At 71.8% G+C, this 15288-nt stretch carries 13 protein-coding genes; 2 read left to right on the top strand and 11 right to left on the bottom strand.

The window, feature by feature from the left end:
* Positions 1-24: 24 nt before the first annotated feature.
* The 9 genes from ACZ53K_RS12330 to gdhA all read right to left on the bottom strand — a co-directional run bounded on the left by ACZ53K_RS12330 (position 25) and on the right by gdhA (position 10783).
* Positions 25-267: a hypothetical protein gene (locus ACZ53K_RS12330; protein WP_468834491.1), complete on the bottom strand. Its 243-nt coding sequence runs from the start codon at positions 265-267 to the stop codon at positions 25-27.
* Positions 264-1757 carry an Asp-tRNA(Asn)/Glu-tRNA(Gln) amidotransferase subunit GatA gene (gene gatA / locus ACZ53K_RS12325; protein WP_468834488.1) on the bottom strand — a complete coding sequence of 498 codons (1494 nt, stop codon included), beginning with the start codon at positions 1755-1757 and terminating at the stop codon, positions 264-266. Before gatA ends, ACZ53K_RS12330 begins: the two co-directional genes overlap by 4 nt.
* A gap of 5 nt (positions 1758-1762) precedes the next feature.
* Positions 1763-2059 (bottom strand): Asp-tRNA(Asn)/Glu-tRNA(Gln) amidotransferase subunit GatC, encoded by a 297-nt coding sequence (gatC, locus tag ACZ53K_RS12320; RefSeq protein WP_003984986.1) that lies wholly within the window; start codon positions 2057-2059, stop codon positions 1763-1765.
* A gap of 276 nt (positions 2060-2335) precedes the next feature.
* Positions 2336-4456: a putative bifunctional diguanylate cyclase/phosphodiesterase gene (locus tag ACZ53K_RS12315; RefSeq protein WP_468834485.1), complete on the bottom strand. Its 2121-nt coding sequence runs from the start codon at positions 4454-4456 to the stop codon at positions 2336-2338.
* Positions 4457-4612: 156 nt separating this feature from the next.
* The gene (gene ligA / locus ACZ53K_RS12310; protein ID WP_468834482.1) at positions 4613-6829 is read right to left on the bottom strand and encodes an NAD-dependent DNA ligase LigA; all 2217 of its coding nucleotides are present in this window, start codon (positions 6827-6829) and stop codon (positions 4613-4615) included.
* A gap of 31 nt (positions 6830-6860) precedes the next feature.
* Complete coding sequence (locus tag ACZ53K_RS12305; RefSeq protein ID WP_468834559.1) at positions 6861-7823, bottom strand: methionine synthase; 963 nt, start codon at positions 7821-7823, stop codon at positions 6861-6863.
* 124 nt (positions 7824-7947) lie between these two features.
* Positions 7948-8637 carry an SDR family oxidoreductase gene (locus ACZ53K_RS12300; protein WP_468834480.1) on the bottom strand — a complete coding sequence of 230 codons (690 nt, stop codon included), beginning with the start codon at positions 8635-8637 and terminating at the stop codon, positions 7948-7950.
* A gap of 138 nt (positions 8638-8775) precedes the next feature.
* The gene (locus ACZ53K_RS12295) at positions 8776-9318 is read right to left on the bottom strand and encodes an LOG family protein (protein ID WP_468834477.1); all 543 of its coding nucleotides are present in this window, start codon (positions 9316-9318) and stop codon (positions 8776-8778) included.
* An 82-nt stretch (positions 9319-9400) separates the two neighbouring features.
* On the bottom strand, positions 9401-10783 hold the full coding sequence (gene gdhA / locus ACZ53K_RS12290) for an NADP-specific glutamate dehydrogenase (RefSeq protein WP_468834474.1): 1383 nt from the start codon (positions 10781-10783) through the stop codon (positions 9401-9403).
* Positions 10784-10966: 183 nt separating this feature from the next.
* Between gdhA and murJ the strand changes: the two genes are divergently transcribed.
* Positions 10967-12640 (top strand): murein biosynthesis integral membrane protein MurJ, encoded by a 1674-nt coding sequence (gene murJ, locus ACZ53K_RS12285; protein WP_468834473.1) that lies wholly within the window; start codon positions 10967-10969, stop codon positions 12638-12640.
* On the opposite strand, the gene ACZ53K_RS12280 is transcribed toward murJ, so the two are convergent.
* A complete protein-coding gene (locus tag ACZ53K_RS12280; protein WP_468834470.1) occupies positions 12606-13436 on the bottom strand; it encodes a VC0807 family protein in 831 nt (276 codons plus the stop codon). The two genes, murJ and ACZ53K_RS12280, sit on opposite strands and share 35 nt — an antisense overlap.
* Positions 13437-13651: 215 nt before the next feature.
* Here ACZ53K_RS12280 and ACZ53K_RS12275 point away from each other — a divergent pair, with 215 nt between their 5' ends.
* A complete protein-coding gene (locus ACZ53K_RS12275; protein WP_468834468.1) occupies positions 13652-14710 on the top strand; it encodes an aldo/keto reductase in 1059 nt (352 codons plus the stop codon).
* A 172-nt stretch (positions 14711-14882) separates the two neighbouring features.
* On the opposite strand, the gene ACZ53K_RS12270 is transcribed toward ACZ53K_RS12275, so the two are convergent.
* Positions 14883-15284 (bottom strand): MerR family transcriptional regulator, encoded by a 402-nt coding sequence (locus ACZ53K_RS12270; protein ID WP_468834467.1) that lies wholly within the window; start codon positions 15282-15284, stop codon positions 14883-14885.
* Between the last annotated feature and the right edge of the window lie 4 nt (positions 15285-15288).

Genomic DNA, 15288 nt, shown 5'->3' with positions numbered 1-15288 from the left:
GGAAAACTAACCTCTCAGTCCCGCTCAGCCCGCGAGCACATCGTCGTCGGCGAGCCGACGAAGATCACGGACCAGCAGCGCGACTCCGGTGGCGATGGCGGCGGCGGAGACGACGGCATCGAGGAGCTGGAGCTTGTCCTGCTCGCCCTTCGCCTTCTTCGCCTGCTTGACGACGCTCACCGCACCGAACAGCGTGGTGCCGATGGACAGATACGTACCGGCCTTGGACTTCTTGAAGCCCTTGGCCTTCGCAAGCTTTCCACTCACAGGGACGGTGCCTCCTCAAGCAGCGGGTGCCCCCAACGGGCGGTGAACGCGGCCTCGACCGCGGCACCGACCTTGTAGAGCCGGTCGTCGGCCATGGCAGGAGCGATGATCTGCAGCCCCACCGGCAGCCCGTCCTCGGGGGCCAGGCCGCAGGGCAGCGACATGGCCGCGTTGCCTGCCAGGTTCGTCGGGATCGTGCACAGGTCGGCCAGGTACATCGCCATCGGGTCGTCGGCGCGCTCGCCGATCGGGAAGGCCGTGGTCGGCGTCGTCGGGGAGACGAGCACGTCGACCTGCTCGAAGGCCTTCTCGAAGTCCTGGGTGATCAGGGTGCGCACCTTCTGCGCCGAGCCGTAGTACGCGTCGTAGTAGCCGGAGCTGAGCGCGTACGTGCCGAGCATGATGCGGCGCTTGACCTCGGGGCCGAAGCCGGCCTCGCGGGTCAGGGCCGTGACGTCCTCGGCCGACCGGGTGCCGTCGTCGCCGACCCGCAGGCCGTAGCGCATGGCGTCGAAGCGGGCCAGGTTCGAGGAGCACTCGGACGGCGCGATCAGGTAGTACGCGGCGAGCGCCTTGTCGAAGGACGGGCAGGAGATCTCGACGATCTCCGCGCCCAGCTCGCGCAGCAGCTCCACGGACTCGTCGAAGCGCTGCATGACGCCGGCCTGGTAGCCCTCACCGGAGAACTCCTTGACGACGCCGACGCGCATGCCCTTGACGTCGCTGTTGCGGGCCGCCTCGACGATCGCCGGGACCGGCGCGTCGATGGAGGTCGAGTCCAGCTCGTCGTGGCCGGCGATCACCTCGTGCAGCAGGGCCGCGTCCAGGACCGTACGGGCGCAGGGACCGCCCTGGTCGAGGGACGAGGAGAACGCCACCATGCCGTAGCGGGAGACCGCGCCGTAGGTGGGCTTGACGCCGACCGTGCCGGTGACGGCGGCGGGCTGGCGGATGGAGCCGCCGGTGTCCGTGCCGATGGCGAGCGGGGCCTCGTAGGCGGCGAGCGCGGCGGAGGAGCCGCCACCCGAGCCGCCCGGGATACGGGTGAGGTCCCAGGGGTTGCCGGTCGGGCCGTAGGCGCTGTTCTCGGTGGAGGACCCCATGGCGAACTCGTCCATGTTGGTCTTGCCGAGGATGACGACGTCGGCGGCCTTGAGCCGCTTGGTCACCGTCGCGTCGTACGGCGGGATCCACCCTTCGAGGATCTTCGAACCGACGGTGGTGGGCACACCCTCCGTGGTGAAGATGTCCTTCAGGGCGAGCGGCACGCCGGCCAGCGGGCCGAGCTTCTCGCCGCGCTCGCGCTTGGCGTCCACGGCACGGGCCTGGGCGAGGGCGCCCTCGCGGTCCACGTGCAGGAAGGCGTGCACCTTCTCGTCGACGGCCTCGATGCGGGCCAGGTGCGCCTCGGTGACCTCGACGGCCGTGACCTCGCCGGCGGCGATCTTCGCCGCGGTCTCGGCGGCGGTGAGCTTGATCAGATCTGCCATGTCGGTCACTCCTCCCCCAGGATCTGCGGCACCTTGAAACGCTGCTGTTCCTGGGCCGGGGCGCCGGACAGCGCCTGCTCGGGCGTCAGCGACGGACGGACCACGTCCGGCCGCATGACATTGGTCAGGGGCAGCGGGTGGGAGGTCGGCGGTACGTCTTGGTCGGCGACCTCGGAGACGCGGGCGACCGCGCCGATGATGTCGTCGAGCTGTCCGGCGAAGTGATCGAGCTCTTCGTCCTTCAGCTCCAAGCGCGCCAGCCGGGCGAGGTGGGCAACCTCCTCGCGCGTGATGCCAGGCATGCAGCGATCCTCAGGGTGAGTGTCTTGGCTGTGTTGTCCGGGCCAATCCTATTGCGTAGCCGATAGGGGTTCGAAACGCATTCCCGGCAGGGCTCGCCGTGGGGGGGTCCAGGGCGTGGGGCGGGGTGGGTGGAGGGGGCCGCAAGATCGGTGGGGCGGCAGGCTCCGGAGACGGCGGACCGGCGGATCGGCCGACCGGCGAACCCGCGAGCCGGCGGTCGGTCGGACGCCCGGGCAAGGCCGCTGCCCCGGCAAGCCCCCTGCCCGGCGTCCCGGTCAGGTGACGCGCTGGTCGGCGGTCTGCTCGACCGCCGTGGCGCGCTCGTGCCGGGGCTCGGGGGCGGGGCGCTCCGCCTCGCGCTGCCAGCCGCGCTCGCCGCGGGCCCGCAGCCAGGCGGTGGTCTCGTCCGGCGGCATCGCGGCGGCGACCAGCCAGCCCTGTACGGCGTCGCAGCCCAGGTCGCGCAGCCGCTCCCAGGTCTCGTCGTCCTCGACGCCCTCGGCGACCACCAGCAGGCCGAGCGAGTGGGCCAGGTCCAGGGTGCAGCGGACGATCTCGGCGTCCTCGTTGTCCACGGCGAGCCGGGCGACGAAGGAGCGGTCGATCTTCAGCTCGCTGACCGGCAGGCGGCGCAGGTGGACGAGGGACGAATAGCCGGTGCCGAAGTCGTCCAGGGACATCTTGACGCCGTGGCCGGTCAGTCCGGCCAGGGTGTCGGCGGCCCGCTGCGGGTCCTCCAGCAGGACGTGTTCCGTTATCTCCAACTGGAGGGAGCCCGGCGGTACCTGATGGCGGGCCAGCCGTGCGGCCACCGCGCCGGCGAAGCCGGGGGTGTGCACGTCCCGCGGCGAGACGTTGACCGCGACCGGCACCTCCAGGCCGGACGCGCGCCACCGGGCCACCTGGGCGAGCGCGGTCTCCAGGACGTACTCGGTCAGGCGCGGCATCAGTCCGGACGACTCGGCGATGGCGATGAACTCGTCCGGAGGGACCCTGCCGCGCTCCGGATGGACCCACCGGACCAGTGCCTCCAGCCCGGCCACATGCCCGTCGAAGCCGACCTTGGGCTGGTAGTGCAGTTCCACGTCGCCGGCGTCCAGCGCGCGGCGCAGGTCACCCAGCAGGCCCAGCCGGTCGGGAGTGTTGCCGTCCCGCTTGGCCTCGTACACCTCGACGCCGCTGCGGTCCCGCTTGGCCTGGTACATGGCGACGTCGGCCCGGCGCAGCAGGCCCTCGGCGTCCAGGGCGTGGTCGGGGAAGACCGCGACCCCCGCGCTGGCCTCCAGCACGAGGGTGAGTCCGTCCAGGTCGAGCGGCGACCCGAGGGCCGCGACCAGGTTGCGGGCCACCCGCTGGGCGCTGGTCAGGGAGTCGGCGGTGGGCAGCAGGACCGCGAACTCGTCGCCGCCGAGCCGGGCCACTTCCGCTCCGCGCGGCAGCGCGTGCCGCAGCCGGTCGGCTATCTGGAGGAGCAGCCGGTCGCCCGCGAGGTGGCCGAGGGTGTCGTTGACCGAGCGGAAGCGGTCCAGGTCGATGAGGACGAGGGCGGAGCGGGCGCCGATGCGCTCGGCGTCGTCCAGCGCGGTCCAGGTGCGTTCCAGCAGCCACTGGCGGTTGGGCAGGCCGGTGAGCGGGTCCCGCAGCTGCTCCTCGGCCCGGGCGCGGGCGATCCACAGGGTGGAGTCGAGGGCGATCAGCGGTACGGCGAACATCGGCAGCAGGAACGGCGCGTGCACGGCGGCCACCACGATCAGCGGCGAGATGCCGAGCAGCGCCACGCCGACCAGGGCCTGGCGGGCCAGGGCCGTCCGGGCGATGGTGGGCAGGCTGCCGCTGCGCGAGGCCATCGTGAACCACAGCAGGGCGCGGGTGACGACCAGGTAGGCGGCGGCCGCGACCAGGATGTCGGGCAGTACGGACAGGTCCCAGGCCGCGGGCCGCCACGGGTGTTCGATGGTCGGTACGACGTGGAACGCGGCGAGGCCCAGCGCCGCGGCGCCGATCCCCAGGATGTCCACCGCGCCGTGCAGCAGGGCCTGTCGCCAGCGGTGCCGGCGGGCGGCGCCGACCAGCAGGACGACGGCCACGCTCACCAGGACGGCGGGCACCCAGCCGTACAGCAGCAGGACGGCGAGGGCCAGGGCGGCGCCGGAGCCCGTGCCGCCCCACCAGCGGTCGCGGCCGAGCGCGACCAGATGGCCCACGATGACGCCGGTCAGGATCGCCAGGGCCCAGCCGACGGCGCCTTCCGGGAACAGGGCCCGGCCGGCGCCGAGCGTCCGGATCACTCCCGCCGCGAGCGCGGTGCCCGCCATCAGCACGACGGCCGCGGGCAGCGCGGGCACGACGAGCCGGCGGAGCCGCGACGCCGGAGCGGCGCTGTCGGTCGGTTTCATTCCGATACCTCTCACAGCCGGCTGTGCCCGCGCCACGGCAGGCGCACACCTCAACAGTAGGCCGCAGAAGGCCGCCGCGGGCAGCGATCGGCAGCGGTTGCCCGAATGCGACCCGGCCATCCGGAACCATCTGCTATGCGCCGATGAGGTGACTCCTCACTCGCCCTCAGGCGGAGTGACAGCTACCGCTCGTGCTTCATCGGGACCCTGCTCCAGCAGCACCGCGAAGCCGTCATCGTCTAGCACAGGCACCTTCAACTGCATGGCCTTGTCGTACTTCGAACCAGGATTGTCTCCCACCACCACGAAACCGGTCTTCTTCGAAACGGAACCGGTCACCTTCGCTCCGAGACGCTGCAGGGCTTCTTTCGCGCCATCTCTGGTGTGTGACTGAAGTGTGCCCGTTACAACGACGGTGACGCCTTCAAGGGGCCGCGGGCCTTCGTCTCCTGAGGATTCCTCCTCCATCCGGACCCCGGCGGCCCGCCACTTCTCCACGATCTCGCGGTGCCAGTCCTCGGCGAACCACTGCTTGAGCGAGGCCGCGATGGTCGCGCCGACCCCCTCGACGGCGGCCAGCTCCTCCTCGCTCGCGTCCCTGATCCGGTCCAGCGAACGGAACTCCAGGGCGAGCGCCTGGGCGGCCACCGGGCCTACGTGACGGATCGACAGGCCCGTCAGGATCCGGGCCAGCGGGCGCTCCTTGGCCGCCTGGATGTTCTCCAGCATCGCCAGGGCGTTCTTCTTCGGCTCGCCCTTCTGGTTGGCGAAGAAGGTGACGACCTTCTCCTCGCCGGTCTTCGGGTCGCGCTTGGGCAGGCCGCTGTCCGGGTCCAGGACGTAGGACTTGATGGGCAGCAGCTGCTCGATGGAGAGGCTGAAGAGATCACCCTCGTCCTTGAGCGGCGGCTCGGCCGGCTCCAGGGGCTGGCTGAGCGCCGTGGCCGCGACATAGCCGAAGTTCTCGATGTCCAGGCACTTGCGGCCGGCCAGGTAGAACAGCCGCTCGCGGATCTGGGCGGGGCAGGAGCGGGCGTTGGGGCAGCGGAGGTCGATGTCGCCCTCCTTGGCGGGCTGCAGCGCCGTACCGCACTCGGGGCACTCGGCGGGCATCACGAACTCCCGCTCCCTGCCGTCCCGCAGGTCCACGACCGGGCCCAGAATCTCCGGGATCACGTCGCCCGCCTTGCGCAGCACGACCGTGTCGCCGATGTAGACGCCCTTGGCCTTGACCACGTCCTGGTTGTGCAGCGTGGCGAACTCCACCTCGGAGCCGGCCACCGTGACCGGTTCGACGACCGCGTACGGCGTGACGCGGCCCGTACGGCCGACGCCGACGCGGATGTCCACCAGCTTGGTGTTGACCTCCTCCGGCGGGTACTTCCACGCGATCGCCCAGCGCGGAGCGCGCGAGGTCGAGCCGAGGCGGCCCTGCAGGGCGATCTCGTCCAGCTTGACCACGGTGCCGTCGATCTCGTGGGCGACGGCCGTGCGCCGGGTCTCCGGGTCGCCGTAGCGCTTGATGAACCCGCGCACGGCCTCCAGGGAGTCGACGACCTCGTTGTGGTCGGCGGTCGGCAGGCCCCACTCGCGCAGCAGGTCGTACGCGTGGGACTGGCAGTCGATGTCGAAGCCCTCGCGGGCGCCGATGCCGTGCACGACCATGTGCAGCGGACGGGTGGCCGTGACCTTCGGGTCCTTCTGGCGCAGCGAACCGGCGGCAGCGTTGCGCGGGTTGGCGAACGGCGGCTTGCCGTCGGCCACCAGCCGCTCGTTCAGCTCCAGGAACTTCTCCATCGGGAAGTAGACCTCGCCGCGCACCTCCACCAGGTCCGGGACGCGGTCGCCCTTCAGGCGGTCCGGGATCTCGGTGATCGTACGGACGTTGGGCGTGATGTCCTCGCCCGTACGGCCGTCGCCACGGGTCGCGGCGCGGGTCAGCCTGCCCTTCTCGTACGTCAGGTTGACCGCGAGGCCGTCGACCTTCAGCTCGCACAGGAAGTGGTAGCCGGCGCTCTTCGGATCGCCGCCCAGCTCCGTCGCCAGCCGCTCGGCCCAGGCCGCCAGCTCCTCGTCGTCGAAGGCGTTGTCCAGCGAGAGCATCCGCTCGCGGTGCGCGACCTCGGTGAACTCGGTTTCGTACTGCCCGGCGACCTTCTGCGTCGGCGAGTCCGGGGTGCGCAGCCCGGGGTGCTCGTCCTCCAGCGCCTCCAGGGACCGCAGCAGCTTGTCGAACTCCGCGTCGCTGACGACGGGGGCGTCCCGCACGTAATAGCGGAAGCGGTGCTCCTCGATCTGCTCGGCCAGATGGGCGTGCTCTTCCCGCGCCTTCGCGGGCACCGCGTGCCCCGCCGTGTGCTGTTCGCCGGCCACCGTTACGTCCTCCCGTGGTCCTTGAGTGCCGTCACTCAGGGTTGTCTGCGAGCGATCTCGCCGCCCGGACGCAGTGGGCGAGCACCGCACGGGCATATGCGGGCGAAGCGCCCGCCAGCCCGCACGACGGAGTGACCACCACGGACTCCGCGAGAGTCCCCGGCGCCAGCCCCAGCCTGCGCCACAGCGTCCTGACACCCATGACGCTACCGGCAGGGTCTGACAATGGGCCGTCCACGCCCGGCACCACGCCCGCCAGCAGCGTCGTACCGCCCTCGACCGCCTCGCCGATCGCTTCCTCCTCACGCTCGGTGAGCAGTCCGAAGTCGAACGAAATGCCGGTCACCCCGGCGCGCCGCAGCAGGCCGAACGGGACCTCGGGGGCGCAGGAGTGCACCACCACCGGCGCGCCCGCTTCCCCGGCGACGGCGACCAGGTCGCGCAGCGCGCCCTCGACGACGGCCCGGTCCACGGCGCGGTGCGTGCGGTAGCCGCTCGCGGACTTGATCCGCCCCTGGAGGACGGCCGTCAGCGACGGCTCGTCGAGCTGGAGCACCGGACGCGCGCCGGGCACCCGCCGCCGTACGTCCGCGAGGTGCGCCCGCAGGCCCTCGGCCAGCGACGCCGTCAGGTCCCGGCAGGCGCCGGGGTCGCTGAGGGCCGCCTCGCCGTTGCGCAGCTCCATCGCGGCGGCCAGCGTCCACGGGCCGACCGCCGAAACCTTCAGGTCACCCGCGTAGTCCTGGGTGAACTCCTCCAGCGCGTCCAGATCCTCGCCCATCCAGGAACGGGCGCGCCGGGTGTCCCGGCCGGGCCGGTCGCTGATCCGCCAGCCGCTCGGCTCCACGTGCGCGTACACCTCGACGAGGAGCCCGGCGGTACGGCCGATCATGTCGGCGCCGGGCCCACGGGCGGGCAGCTCCGGCAGGTACGGCAAGGTCTCCAGCGAGCCGGTGACGGTCCTGGCGGCCTCGCGGGCGTCGCCACCGGGCATCGAGCCGATGCCGGTGGCCGTACCGGTGCCGGTGTTGCCGGCGAGGCGGGCGGGGGTGTTGTTCTCGGTCACCCGTCGAGGGTATGCGGCCCGGAGCCGCAGGGCGCCGGGCGGGCCGGTGTCCTTACCGCCCCGGGCGCACCGTCAGGTCGTTGATCTCCGCGTCCCGCGGCAGGTCGAGCGCCGTGAGGAGGGTGGTGGCCACCGACTCCGGGTCGATCCACCGGGAGGCGTCGTACTCGCGGCCCTCCTGGCGGAAGACGTTCTCCTGCATGGGGGTGGCGGTGCGGCCCGGGTAGATGGAGGTGACCCGTACGCCGTTGCCGTGCTCCTCGGCCCGCAGGGAGTCGGCCAGCGCCTTCAGGCCGTGCTTGCTGGCCGCGTAGGCACCCCACTGCGCGTGGGCGTGCAGGCCGGCGCCGGAGTTGACGAAGACGACGTGGCCCTTGGCGACCCGCAGCTGCGGGAGGAACTGGCGGGTCAGTTCGGCGGGCGAGACGAGGTTGGCGGCGAGCGTGCGCTGCCAGGCCTTGGGGCCGAGGTCGCCGACGGCGCCCAGTTCGACGACGCCCGCGATGTGCAGCAGGGAGTCGAGACGGTCCGGGAGCGACTGCTTGCCGAAGGCCCAGTCCAGCTTCTCGGGGGTGGCGAGGTCGCCGACCACCGTACGGGCGCCGGGGAACCGCTCGGCCAGTTCCTTGGCGCGGCCGGCGTCGCGCGCCAGCAGCCAGAGTTCCTCGCCGCGGTCGGCGAGCCGCCGCGCGACCGCCGCTCCGATGCCCGACCCTGCGCCCGTGATCAAGTGCGTACCCATGGGCCCGATCCTAACGAGGGGCGCGGGGGCGGGGCGCGCGCGTCCGCGCGGAGCGGAATAGTTCATTCCGCCGTCGGCCCGGGGTGGTCGCATCCGGCCCGGGGGCGGTCCCCGGCGGCCCGCCCCCGCCCGCACGCCTCAGCCCTGGACGCCCGCCTGCTCCTCCAGGTACGCCAGCGCCCCGGCGCCGTCCTCCGCGAAGAACACCAGCTCCGTGAGCGGCAGCGGCAGGAAGCCCTCGTCCTCCATGCGCTGGAACTGCTCCTTCAGGCCGTCGTAGAAACCGGCGGTGTTCAGCAGGACCACCGGCTTGGTGTGCAGGCCGTGCTTCTTCAGCTCCAGGATCTCGGTGGCCTCGTCGAGCGTGCCGGTGCCGCCGACCATGATGACGACCGCGTCGGCGCGCGCCACCAGCTCGGCCTTGCGCTCGGCGAGGTCCTTGGTGACCACCATGTCGTCCACCCCGGGACGCACCTTGTGCGCGAGGAAGTCCACCGAGACGCCGACGAGCCGGCCGCCCGCCGCCTCCACGCCGTCCGCCATGACCTTCATCAGCCCGCTGTCCGAGCCGCCCCACACCATGGCGTGACCGCCCTTGCCGATCAGCTGGGCGAACTCGCGGGCGGGGGTGGTGTAGCGGGCGTCGAGGTCGGCGGCGGAGCAGAAGACACAGATGTTCATGCCGGTCACTCTACGAGCCGGCACTGACACCGGCCCGGGACCGGGCGCGGTGTGGGTACCGGGGACGCCGGGGGCCGGCCCCTCAGATCAGCCCCTGCGCCAGCATCGCGTCCGCCACCCGCTCGAAACCCGCGATGTTCGCGCCCGTGACGTAGTCACCGGGCAGGCCGTGGCGCTCGGCGGTCTCGTGACACATGTCGTGGATGCCGCGCATGATCGCCGCCAGCTCGCCCTCGGTGCGCTCGAAGCTCCAGGATTCGCGGCCGGAGTTCTGCCGCATCTCCAGCGCGCTGGTGGCCACGCCGCCCGCGTTGGCCGCCTTGCCCGGTCCGAAGGCCACGCCCGCTTCCTGGAAGAGGGCCACCGCGCCGGGCGTCGTGGGCATGTTGGCGCCTTCGGAGACGGCCTTGACGCCGTTGCGCACCAGGATGCGGGCGGCGTCGGCGTCCAGTTCGTTCTGGGTGGCGGAGGGCAGCGCGACCTCGCATGCCACGTCCCAGACCCGGCCGCCCGGTACGTACCGGGCGGAGGCGCCGCGCCGGTCCGCGTACTCCTCGATGCGGCCCCGCTCGACCTCCTTGACCTGCTTGAGCAGGGCGAGGTCGACGCCCTTCTCGTCGATCACGTAGCCGCCGGAGTCGGAGCAGGTGAGCACGTTCGCGCCGAGGGCCTGGGCCTTCTCGATCGTGTAGAGGGCGACGTTGCCCGAGCCGGAGACCACGACCTGCTGGCCGTCCAGGTCCTCGCCGCGCTGCCGCAGCATCTCGGCGGTGAACAGCACGTTGCCGTATCCGGTGGCCTCCGTGCGGGCCGTGGAGCCGCCCCAGTCGAGGCCCTTGCCGGTCAGCACCCCGGCCTCCCAGCGGTTGGTGATCCGCCGGTACTGGCCGAAGAGGTAGCCGATCTCCCGGCCGCCGACGCCGATGTCGCCCGCCGGTACGTCGGTGTGCTCGCCCAGGTGCCGGTGCAGCTCGGTCATGAAGGACTGGCAGAAACGCATCACCTCGGCGTCGGAGCGGCCGCGCGGGTCGAAGTCGCTGCCGCCCTTGCCGCCGCCGATGTTCAGTCCGGTCAGCGCGTTCTTGAAGATCTGCTCGAAGCCGAGGAACTTGACGATGCCGAGGTTGACGGACGGGTGGAAGCGCAGCCCGCCCTTGTAGGGACCGAGCGCGCTGTTGAACTCCACCCGGAAGCCGCGGTTGATGTGCACGGCCCCGGAGTCGTCCTGCCACGGCACCCGGAAGAGGATCTGGCGCTCCGGCTCGCAGATCCGTTCCAGGATCTTGGCCTCGGCGTACTCGGGACGGGCCGCCAGCGCAGGGGCGAGGGTCTGCAGCACTTCGAGGGCGGCCTGGTGGAACTCGGGCTCCCCGGGATTGCGCCGCACCAGTTCCTTGTGCAGCGACTCCAGTGAGCCCGCCGGGCTCCGTCCGGCCGTACCGGCCCCGGCATGCACTGTCGACATATCCGTACTTCCCTTCGTGGCCGACGAAGGGCCGTCGGCGGCCCGGCCCCCGCGAGGCGCCGGACTCCGGCCGGGCGGCCCAGGGCGTCCCGTCGCTGCCGCCGAGCCTAGGGGCCCGGGGGCAGCGCGTGGCCACCGGGGCGGAAGTCGCGATGCGTGATCCTCTGGGTTTAGGTTGCGGTCATGGTGGAGGGAACGCGCCCAAGCGCGCACAAAACGCATACGGCCGACGGCGAGGGGGACATGGGGACGGACGGCGGCGGGAGTCTGCGCCGTTCCTCCTTGCTGATGGCCGCCGGTACGGTCGTCTCCAGGGCCACGGGCCTGATCAGAGGCGTCCTCCAGGCCGGCGCCCTCGGCACGGGGCTGCTGGCCACCACGTACAACACAGCCAACCTGGTGCCGATGAGCCTGTACACACTGCTGATCGGCGGCGCGCTCAACGCCGTGCTCGTACCGCAGCTCGTACGGGCCCGGGTGGAGCACCCGGACGGCGGCCGGGCGCACGAACAGCGACTCGTCACGCTCGTCCTGACCGTCCTCGGCATCGGCACGCTGCTCGCAGTGTGGGCCGCCCCCGAGATCGTGAGCCTCTACACGACGGACACGCCGGAGAACCACGCCGCCTACGAGCTGACCGTCGTCTTCGCCCGCTTCCTGCTGCCGCAGATCTTCTTCTACGGGGTGTTCGGCATCCTGGGGCAAGTACTCAATGCGCGCGGGAAGTTCGGCGCGATGATGTGGACGCCGGTGCTCAACAACGTCGTCCTGGTCGCCATGTTCGGCGCGTACATCGGCCTGCTGACCGTCCCGGAGACGGTGACGGACATCACCGACGCGCAGGTGCGGATGCTCGGGGTGGGCACCACGATCGGCATCGCCCTCCAGGCGCTCGCGCTGATCCCCTACGCGCGCGAGGCGGGCTTCCGCTTCCGGCCGCGCTTCGACTGGCGCGGCACCGGGCTGCGCAAGAGCGCCAACGCGGCGCGCTGGACGCTGCTGTTCGTGCTGGTCAACCTGGTCTCGATGACCATCGTCGCGCACTATGCGACCCTCACCGACCAGGAACTTCCCACAGCCGGGGCCGGCTTCTCCTCGTACTCGTACGCGCAGAACATCTGGGGCCTGCCGCAGTCCGTCGTCACCGTCTCGCTGATCACCGCGCTGCTGCCGCGGATGACGCGGGCAGTCGCCGAACAGCGCTTGGACGACCTGCGGGACGATCTCTCCCGCGCGCTGCGGATCAGTGGCGCCGTCATCGTCCCGTCCGCTGTCTTCTTCGTGGCCTTCGGCCCTGAGATCGCACAGCTGCTGTACGCGCACGGCGCCGCCAGTGCGGAGTCCGCCATGCCGCTGGGGCAGATGCTCCAGGCTCTGGGGCTGGGCCTGATCCCGTTCTCTGCCCAGTTCCTGCTGCTGCGCGGCTTCTACGCCTTCGAGGACACGCGTACGCCGTTCCTGATGGCCGCCTGGATCTCCGGCGTGAACATCGCGCTCGCCACTGCCTGCCACCTGCTGCTGCCGGCCCGCTGGGCGGTCGTCGGCATGGCCGCCGCGTACGCCGTGTCGTACGGCATCGGACTGCTGACCAGCGCGTACCTCCTGCGCCGTCGGCTGGAGGGACGGCTCGACGGGCGCCGCCTGAGCCGTACGTACGGCAAGCTGACCGGCGCCGCACTGACCGCCGGAGCGGTCGGCTGGGCGGCGGCCCACGCCTGTGCCGATGCCACCGGGGACGCCTTCTGGTCCACGGCGCTGGCCCTGGCCGCCGGGGCGGCGACCATGGCCCTGCTCTTCCTGCTGCTGGCGCGCGTCCTGCGGATCACCGAGCTGCGGTCCCTGCCGGGGCTGCGCTGACGTCCGGGGCCGGGGCGGTGGCCGCCGCCCCGGCCTCCGGTCCCGCAGCCGACCCGGCCTCCGTCCACGCCGCCGCCTCGGCCGCGACCCTCTTCTCCATCTTGTCGATACCGACCACCCCGCTGACCACGATGGCGATGACGATGGCCGCGATCAGCATCACCGTGCCCAGCCACACCATCGTGTCCACCGGCAGCGTGAACGCCCCGATCACCCGCGCCACGCACTCGCCCAGCAGCGCCACACCCCACACGGCCGAGTGCCGGCGCTGCACCCTCCGGAACCACGCCGACTCCGCCGTCAGCCGGTCCCACGCGGCGCTCCTGGCCGCGTCGCCCTTGGTGATCCACGGCTTGAGCATCGGCGCCATCATCGGCCGCCCGATCAGTGCGGACACCAGCACCGCCAGGCCGAAGGTGCTGCTCACGGCGCTGTCCTTGGCCATCATCAGCCGCTCGTCGCCGGCCACCAGACTCAGCAGCAGGCCGACGATGTTGGTCACCGTCATCAGCGTGGCAACGGCGTTGAAGCGGCGCTCCCTGACCAGGCTCCACAGCGAGCGGGCGGCCGGCAGCGCGCCGCTCAAGCCCAGCGCGGCGAGGGTGCTCATGCCGAAGGCGCCGGTGAGGACGTAGTACGAGGCGATCGGGATGCCCGCGTCCAGGAGCAGCGCCCGGGGGCCCTCCAGCTGCCCGCCGGGCCGGGCTTTCCCGTCGGGCCGTGGCTTCCCGCCGGGCCGGGGCTCTCCGCCGGTGCCGGTACTGCCTGCCGTGGCGTGCGGGGTCTGGCTGTCCATGGAGTCCTCCGTGTCGCTGTCCGCGCCGTCCGTCGTAATGCGTTCAGCTTCGCTTCCGGGCCCCTCGCCCCGGCAGAAACGGCTGTAAGGACATCTCCGTGACATTTGTCAGTACCCGGGCACCCGACCGGCCGGGCGCTTGCGCTGGAGTGCCCTCCAGCTCCTAGCGTCTGACGCATCAGGCACACGGCCCGACCACCGAAGGGGAACTCTCCGTGCGTTACACACTGTTCGGCAGGACCGGTCTGCGGGTGAGCGAGCTGAGCCTCGGCACCATGACCATCGGATCGGACTGGGGCTGGGGCGCCCCCGAGGACACCAGCGCGCGGATCGTCGACGCCTACGACGACGCGGGCGGCAACTTCATCGACACCGCCGACAACTACACCGACGGCAGCTCCGAAAAGATCCTCGGCAAGCTGCTCGAAGGCCGCCGGGACCGCTTCGTACTCGCCAGCAAGTACACCTGCGCGACCCGCGAGGGCGACCCGAACTCGGCGGGCAGCCACCGCAAGAACCTGGTGCGGTCGGTGGAGCAGAGCCTCGCCCGGCTGCGCACCGACCACCTCGACGTCCTCTGGGTGCACGCGCGGGACAACTTCACGCCCGTCGAGGAGACCATGCGGGCGCTGGACGACGTCGTACGGACGGGCAAGGTGCTCTACGTCGGCGTGTCCGACTGGCCCGCCTGGGAGATCGCCCAGGCGAACACCCTGGCCGAGCTGCGCGGCTGGACCGCGTTCGCGGGCTCGCAGCTGCGCTACAGCCTGCTGGAGCGCACGCCGGAGCGCGAACTGCTCCCCCAGGCGCGCGCCTTCGACCTGGCCGTCCTGGCGTGGGCCCCGCTGGCGGCGGGCAAGCTCACCGGCAAGTACCGGCGCGGCGAGCGGGGCCGGCTGGACGTCGTCGGCGACGACGGCCGTACGGCGGACACCGAGGAGGCGACCATCTCGGCGGTGCTGGAGGTCGCCGAGCAGGGCGGCTGGAGTCCGGCGCAGGTGGCCCTGGCCTGGCTGCGGCAGCAACCGGGCAACATCATCCCGGTCATCGCCGCCACCAAGGAGAGCCAGCTCGCCGACAACCTGGCGAGCGTGGACGTCGAGCTGGACGCGGCCGCCCTGCGACGGCTCGACGAGGTGAGCGCCGTGCCGCTCGGCTTCCCGCACGACTTCCTGGCGGAGCCCGCGATCACCCGGAACGTCTACGGCGACCGCTGGGCCGCCATCGAGGAGCGGCGGTCCGGCTACCGGCGGTCGGTGCGCGGGGTGCTCTGAGCGTCGGCTCGTGGTTCACGATCCGAGTGATCTTTGTGGTCCGAGCCGTCCAGGACCTCATGCTCGCATCGCGCAGCGGGGTGGCCACCATCGGCTTCACCCCGCTGCGCGACGCGGCCTGGCCACCGCACCGTCAACCTCAGTCAGACCGCCGGAACCCGGCTTCCGGCCGTCACCTTGCCTCGGCCATGACCGACCGGGACAACTCCGGCGCCCCGGCGCGCTGCAGGGGCGCGGCAACGATGGTGTCGAGCATCGCGCGGGACGCCTGCAACTCCTCGATGGAGCGGGCGATCCGCTCGCTCTCCTGCCGCAGCTGGGCGATCAGATTCGGGCAGGTGGCCACAAGACGGCCGTCGTCCGCCCGGATGCAGGGCAGAACCTGGGCGATCAGCGAGGTCGGAAGGCCGGCTGCCAGCAGGCAGCGGATGCGGCGCACCGTCTCGACGTCCGACTCGGTATAGATGCGATAGCCGCTCGGCAGCCGTTCCGGTTCCAGCAGTCCTTGCTGCTCGTAGTAGCGCAGCAGCCGCTCATGGACTCCCGTGCGCCGGACCATTTCCTTCATCCGCATACGG

The sequence above is a fragment of the Streptomyces sp. NPDC033221 genome, from assembly GCF_055577005.1.
The sequence above is the reverse complement of the archived record's forward strand: the minus strand, read 5'-3'. Positions and strand labels throughout refer to the sequence as shown.

Bases quoted from the DNA above. Each gene is read 5' to 3' on its own strand.
- murJ (WP_468834473.1), top strand. From the start codon at position 10,967: ATGGTGGAGGGAACGCGCCCAAGCGCGCACAAAACGCATACGGCCGAC.
- ACZ53K_RS12300 (WP_468834480.1), bottom strand. From the start codon at position 8,637: ATGGGTACGCACTTGATCACGGGCGCAGGGTCGGGCATCGGAGCGGCG.
- gatC (WP_003984986.1), bottom strand. From the start codon at position 2,059: ATGCCTGGCATCACGCGCGAGGAGGTTGCCCACCTCGCCCGGCTGGCG.
- gdhA (WP_468834474.1), bottom strand. From the start codon at position 10,783: ATGTCGACAGTGCATGCCGGGGCCGGTACGGCCGGACGGAGCCCGGCG.
- ACZ53K_RS12270 (WP_468834467.1), bottom strand. From the start codon at position 15,284: ATGCGGATGAAGGAAATGGTCCGGCGCACGGGAGTCCATGAGCGGCTG.
- gatA (WP_468834488.1), bottom strand. From the start codon at position 1,757: ATGGCAGATCTGATCAAGCTCACCGCCGCCGAGACCGCGGCGAAGATC.
- ACZ53K_RS12315 (WP_468834485.1), bottom strand. From the start codon at position 4,456: ATGAAACCGACCGACAGCGCCGCTCCGGCGTCGCGGCTCCGCCGGCTC.
- ACZ53K_RS12280 (WP_468834470.1), bottom strand. From the start codon at position 13,436: ATGGACAGCCAGACCCCGCACGCCACGGCAGGCAGTACCGGCACCGGC.
- ACZ53K_RS12305 (WP_468834559.1), bottom strand. From the start codon at position 7,823: ATGCCCGGTGGCGACGCCCGCGAGGCCGCCAGGACCGTCACCGGCTCG.
- ACZ53K_RS12295 (WP_468834477.1), bottom strand. From the start codon at position 9,318: ATGAACATCTGTGTCTTCTGCTCCGCCGCCGACCTCGACGCCCGCTAC.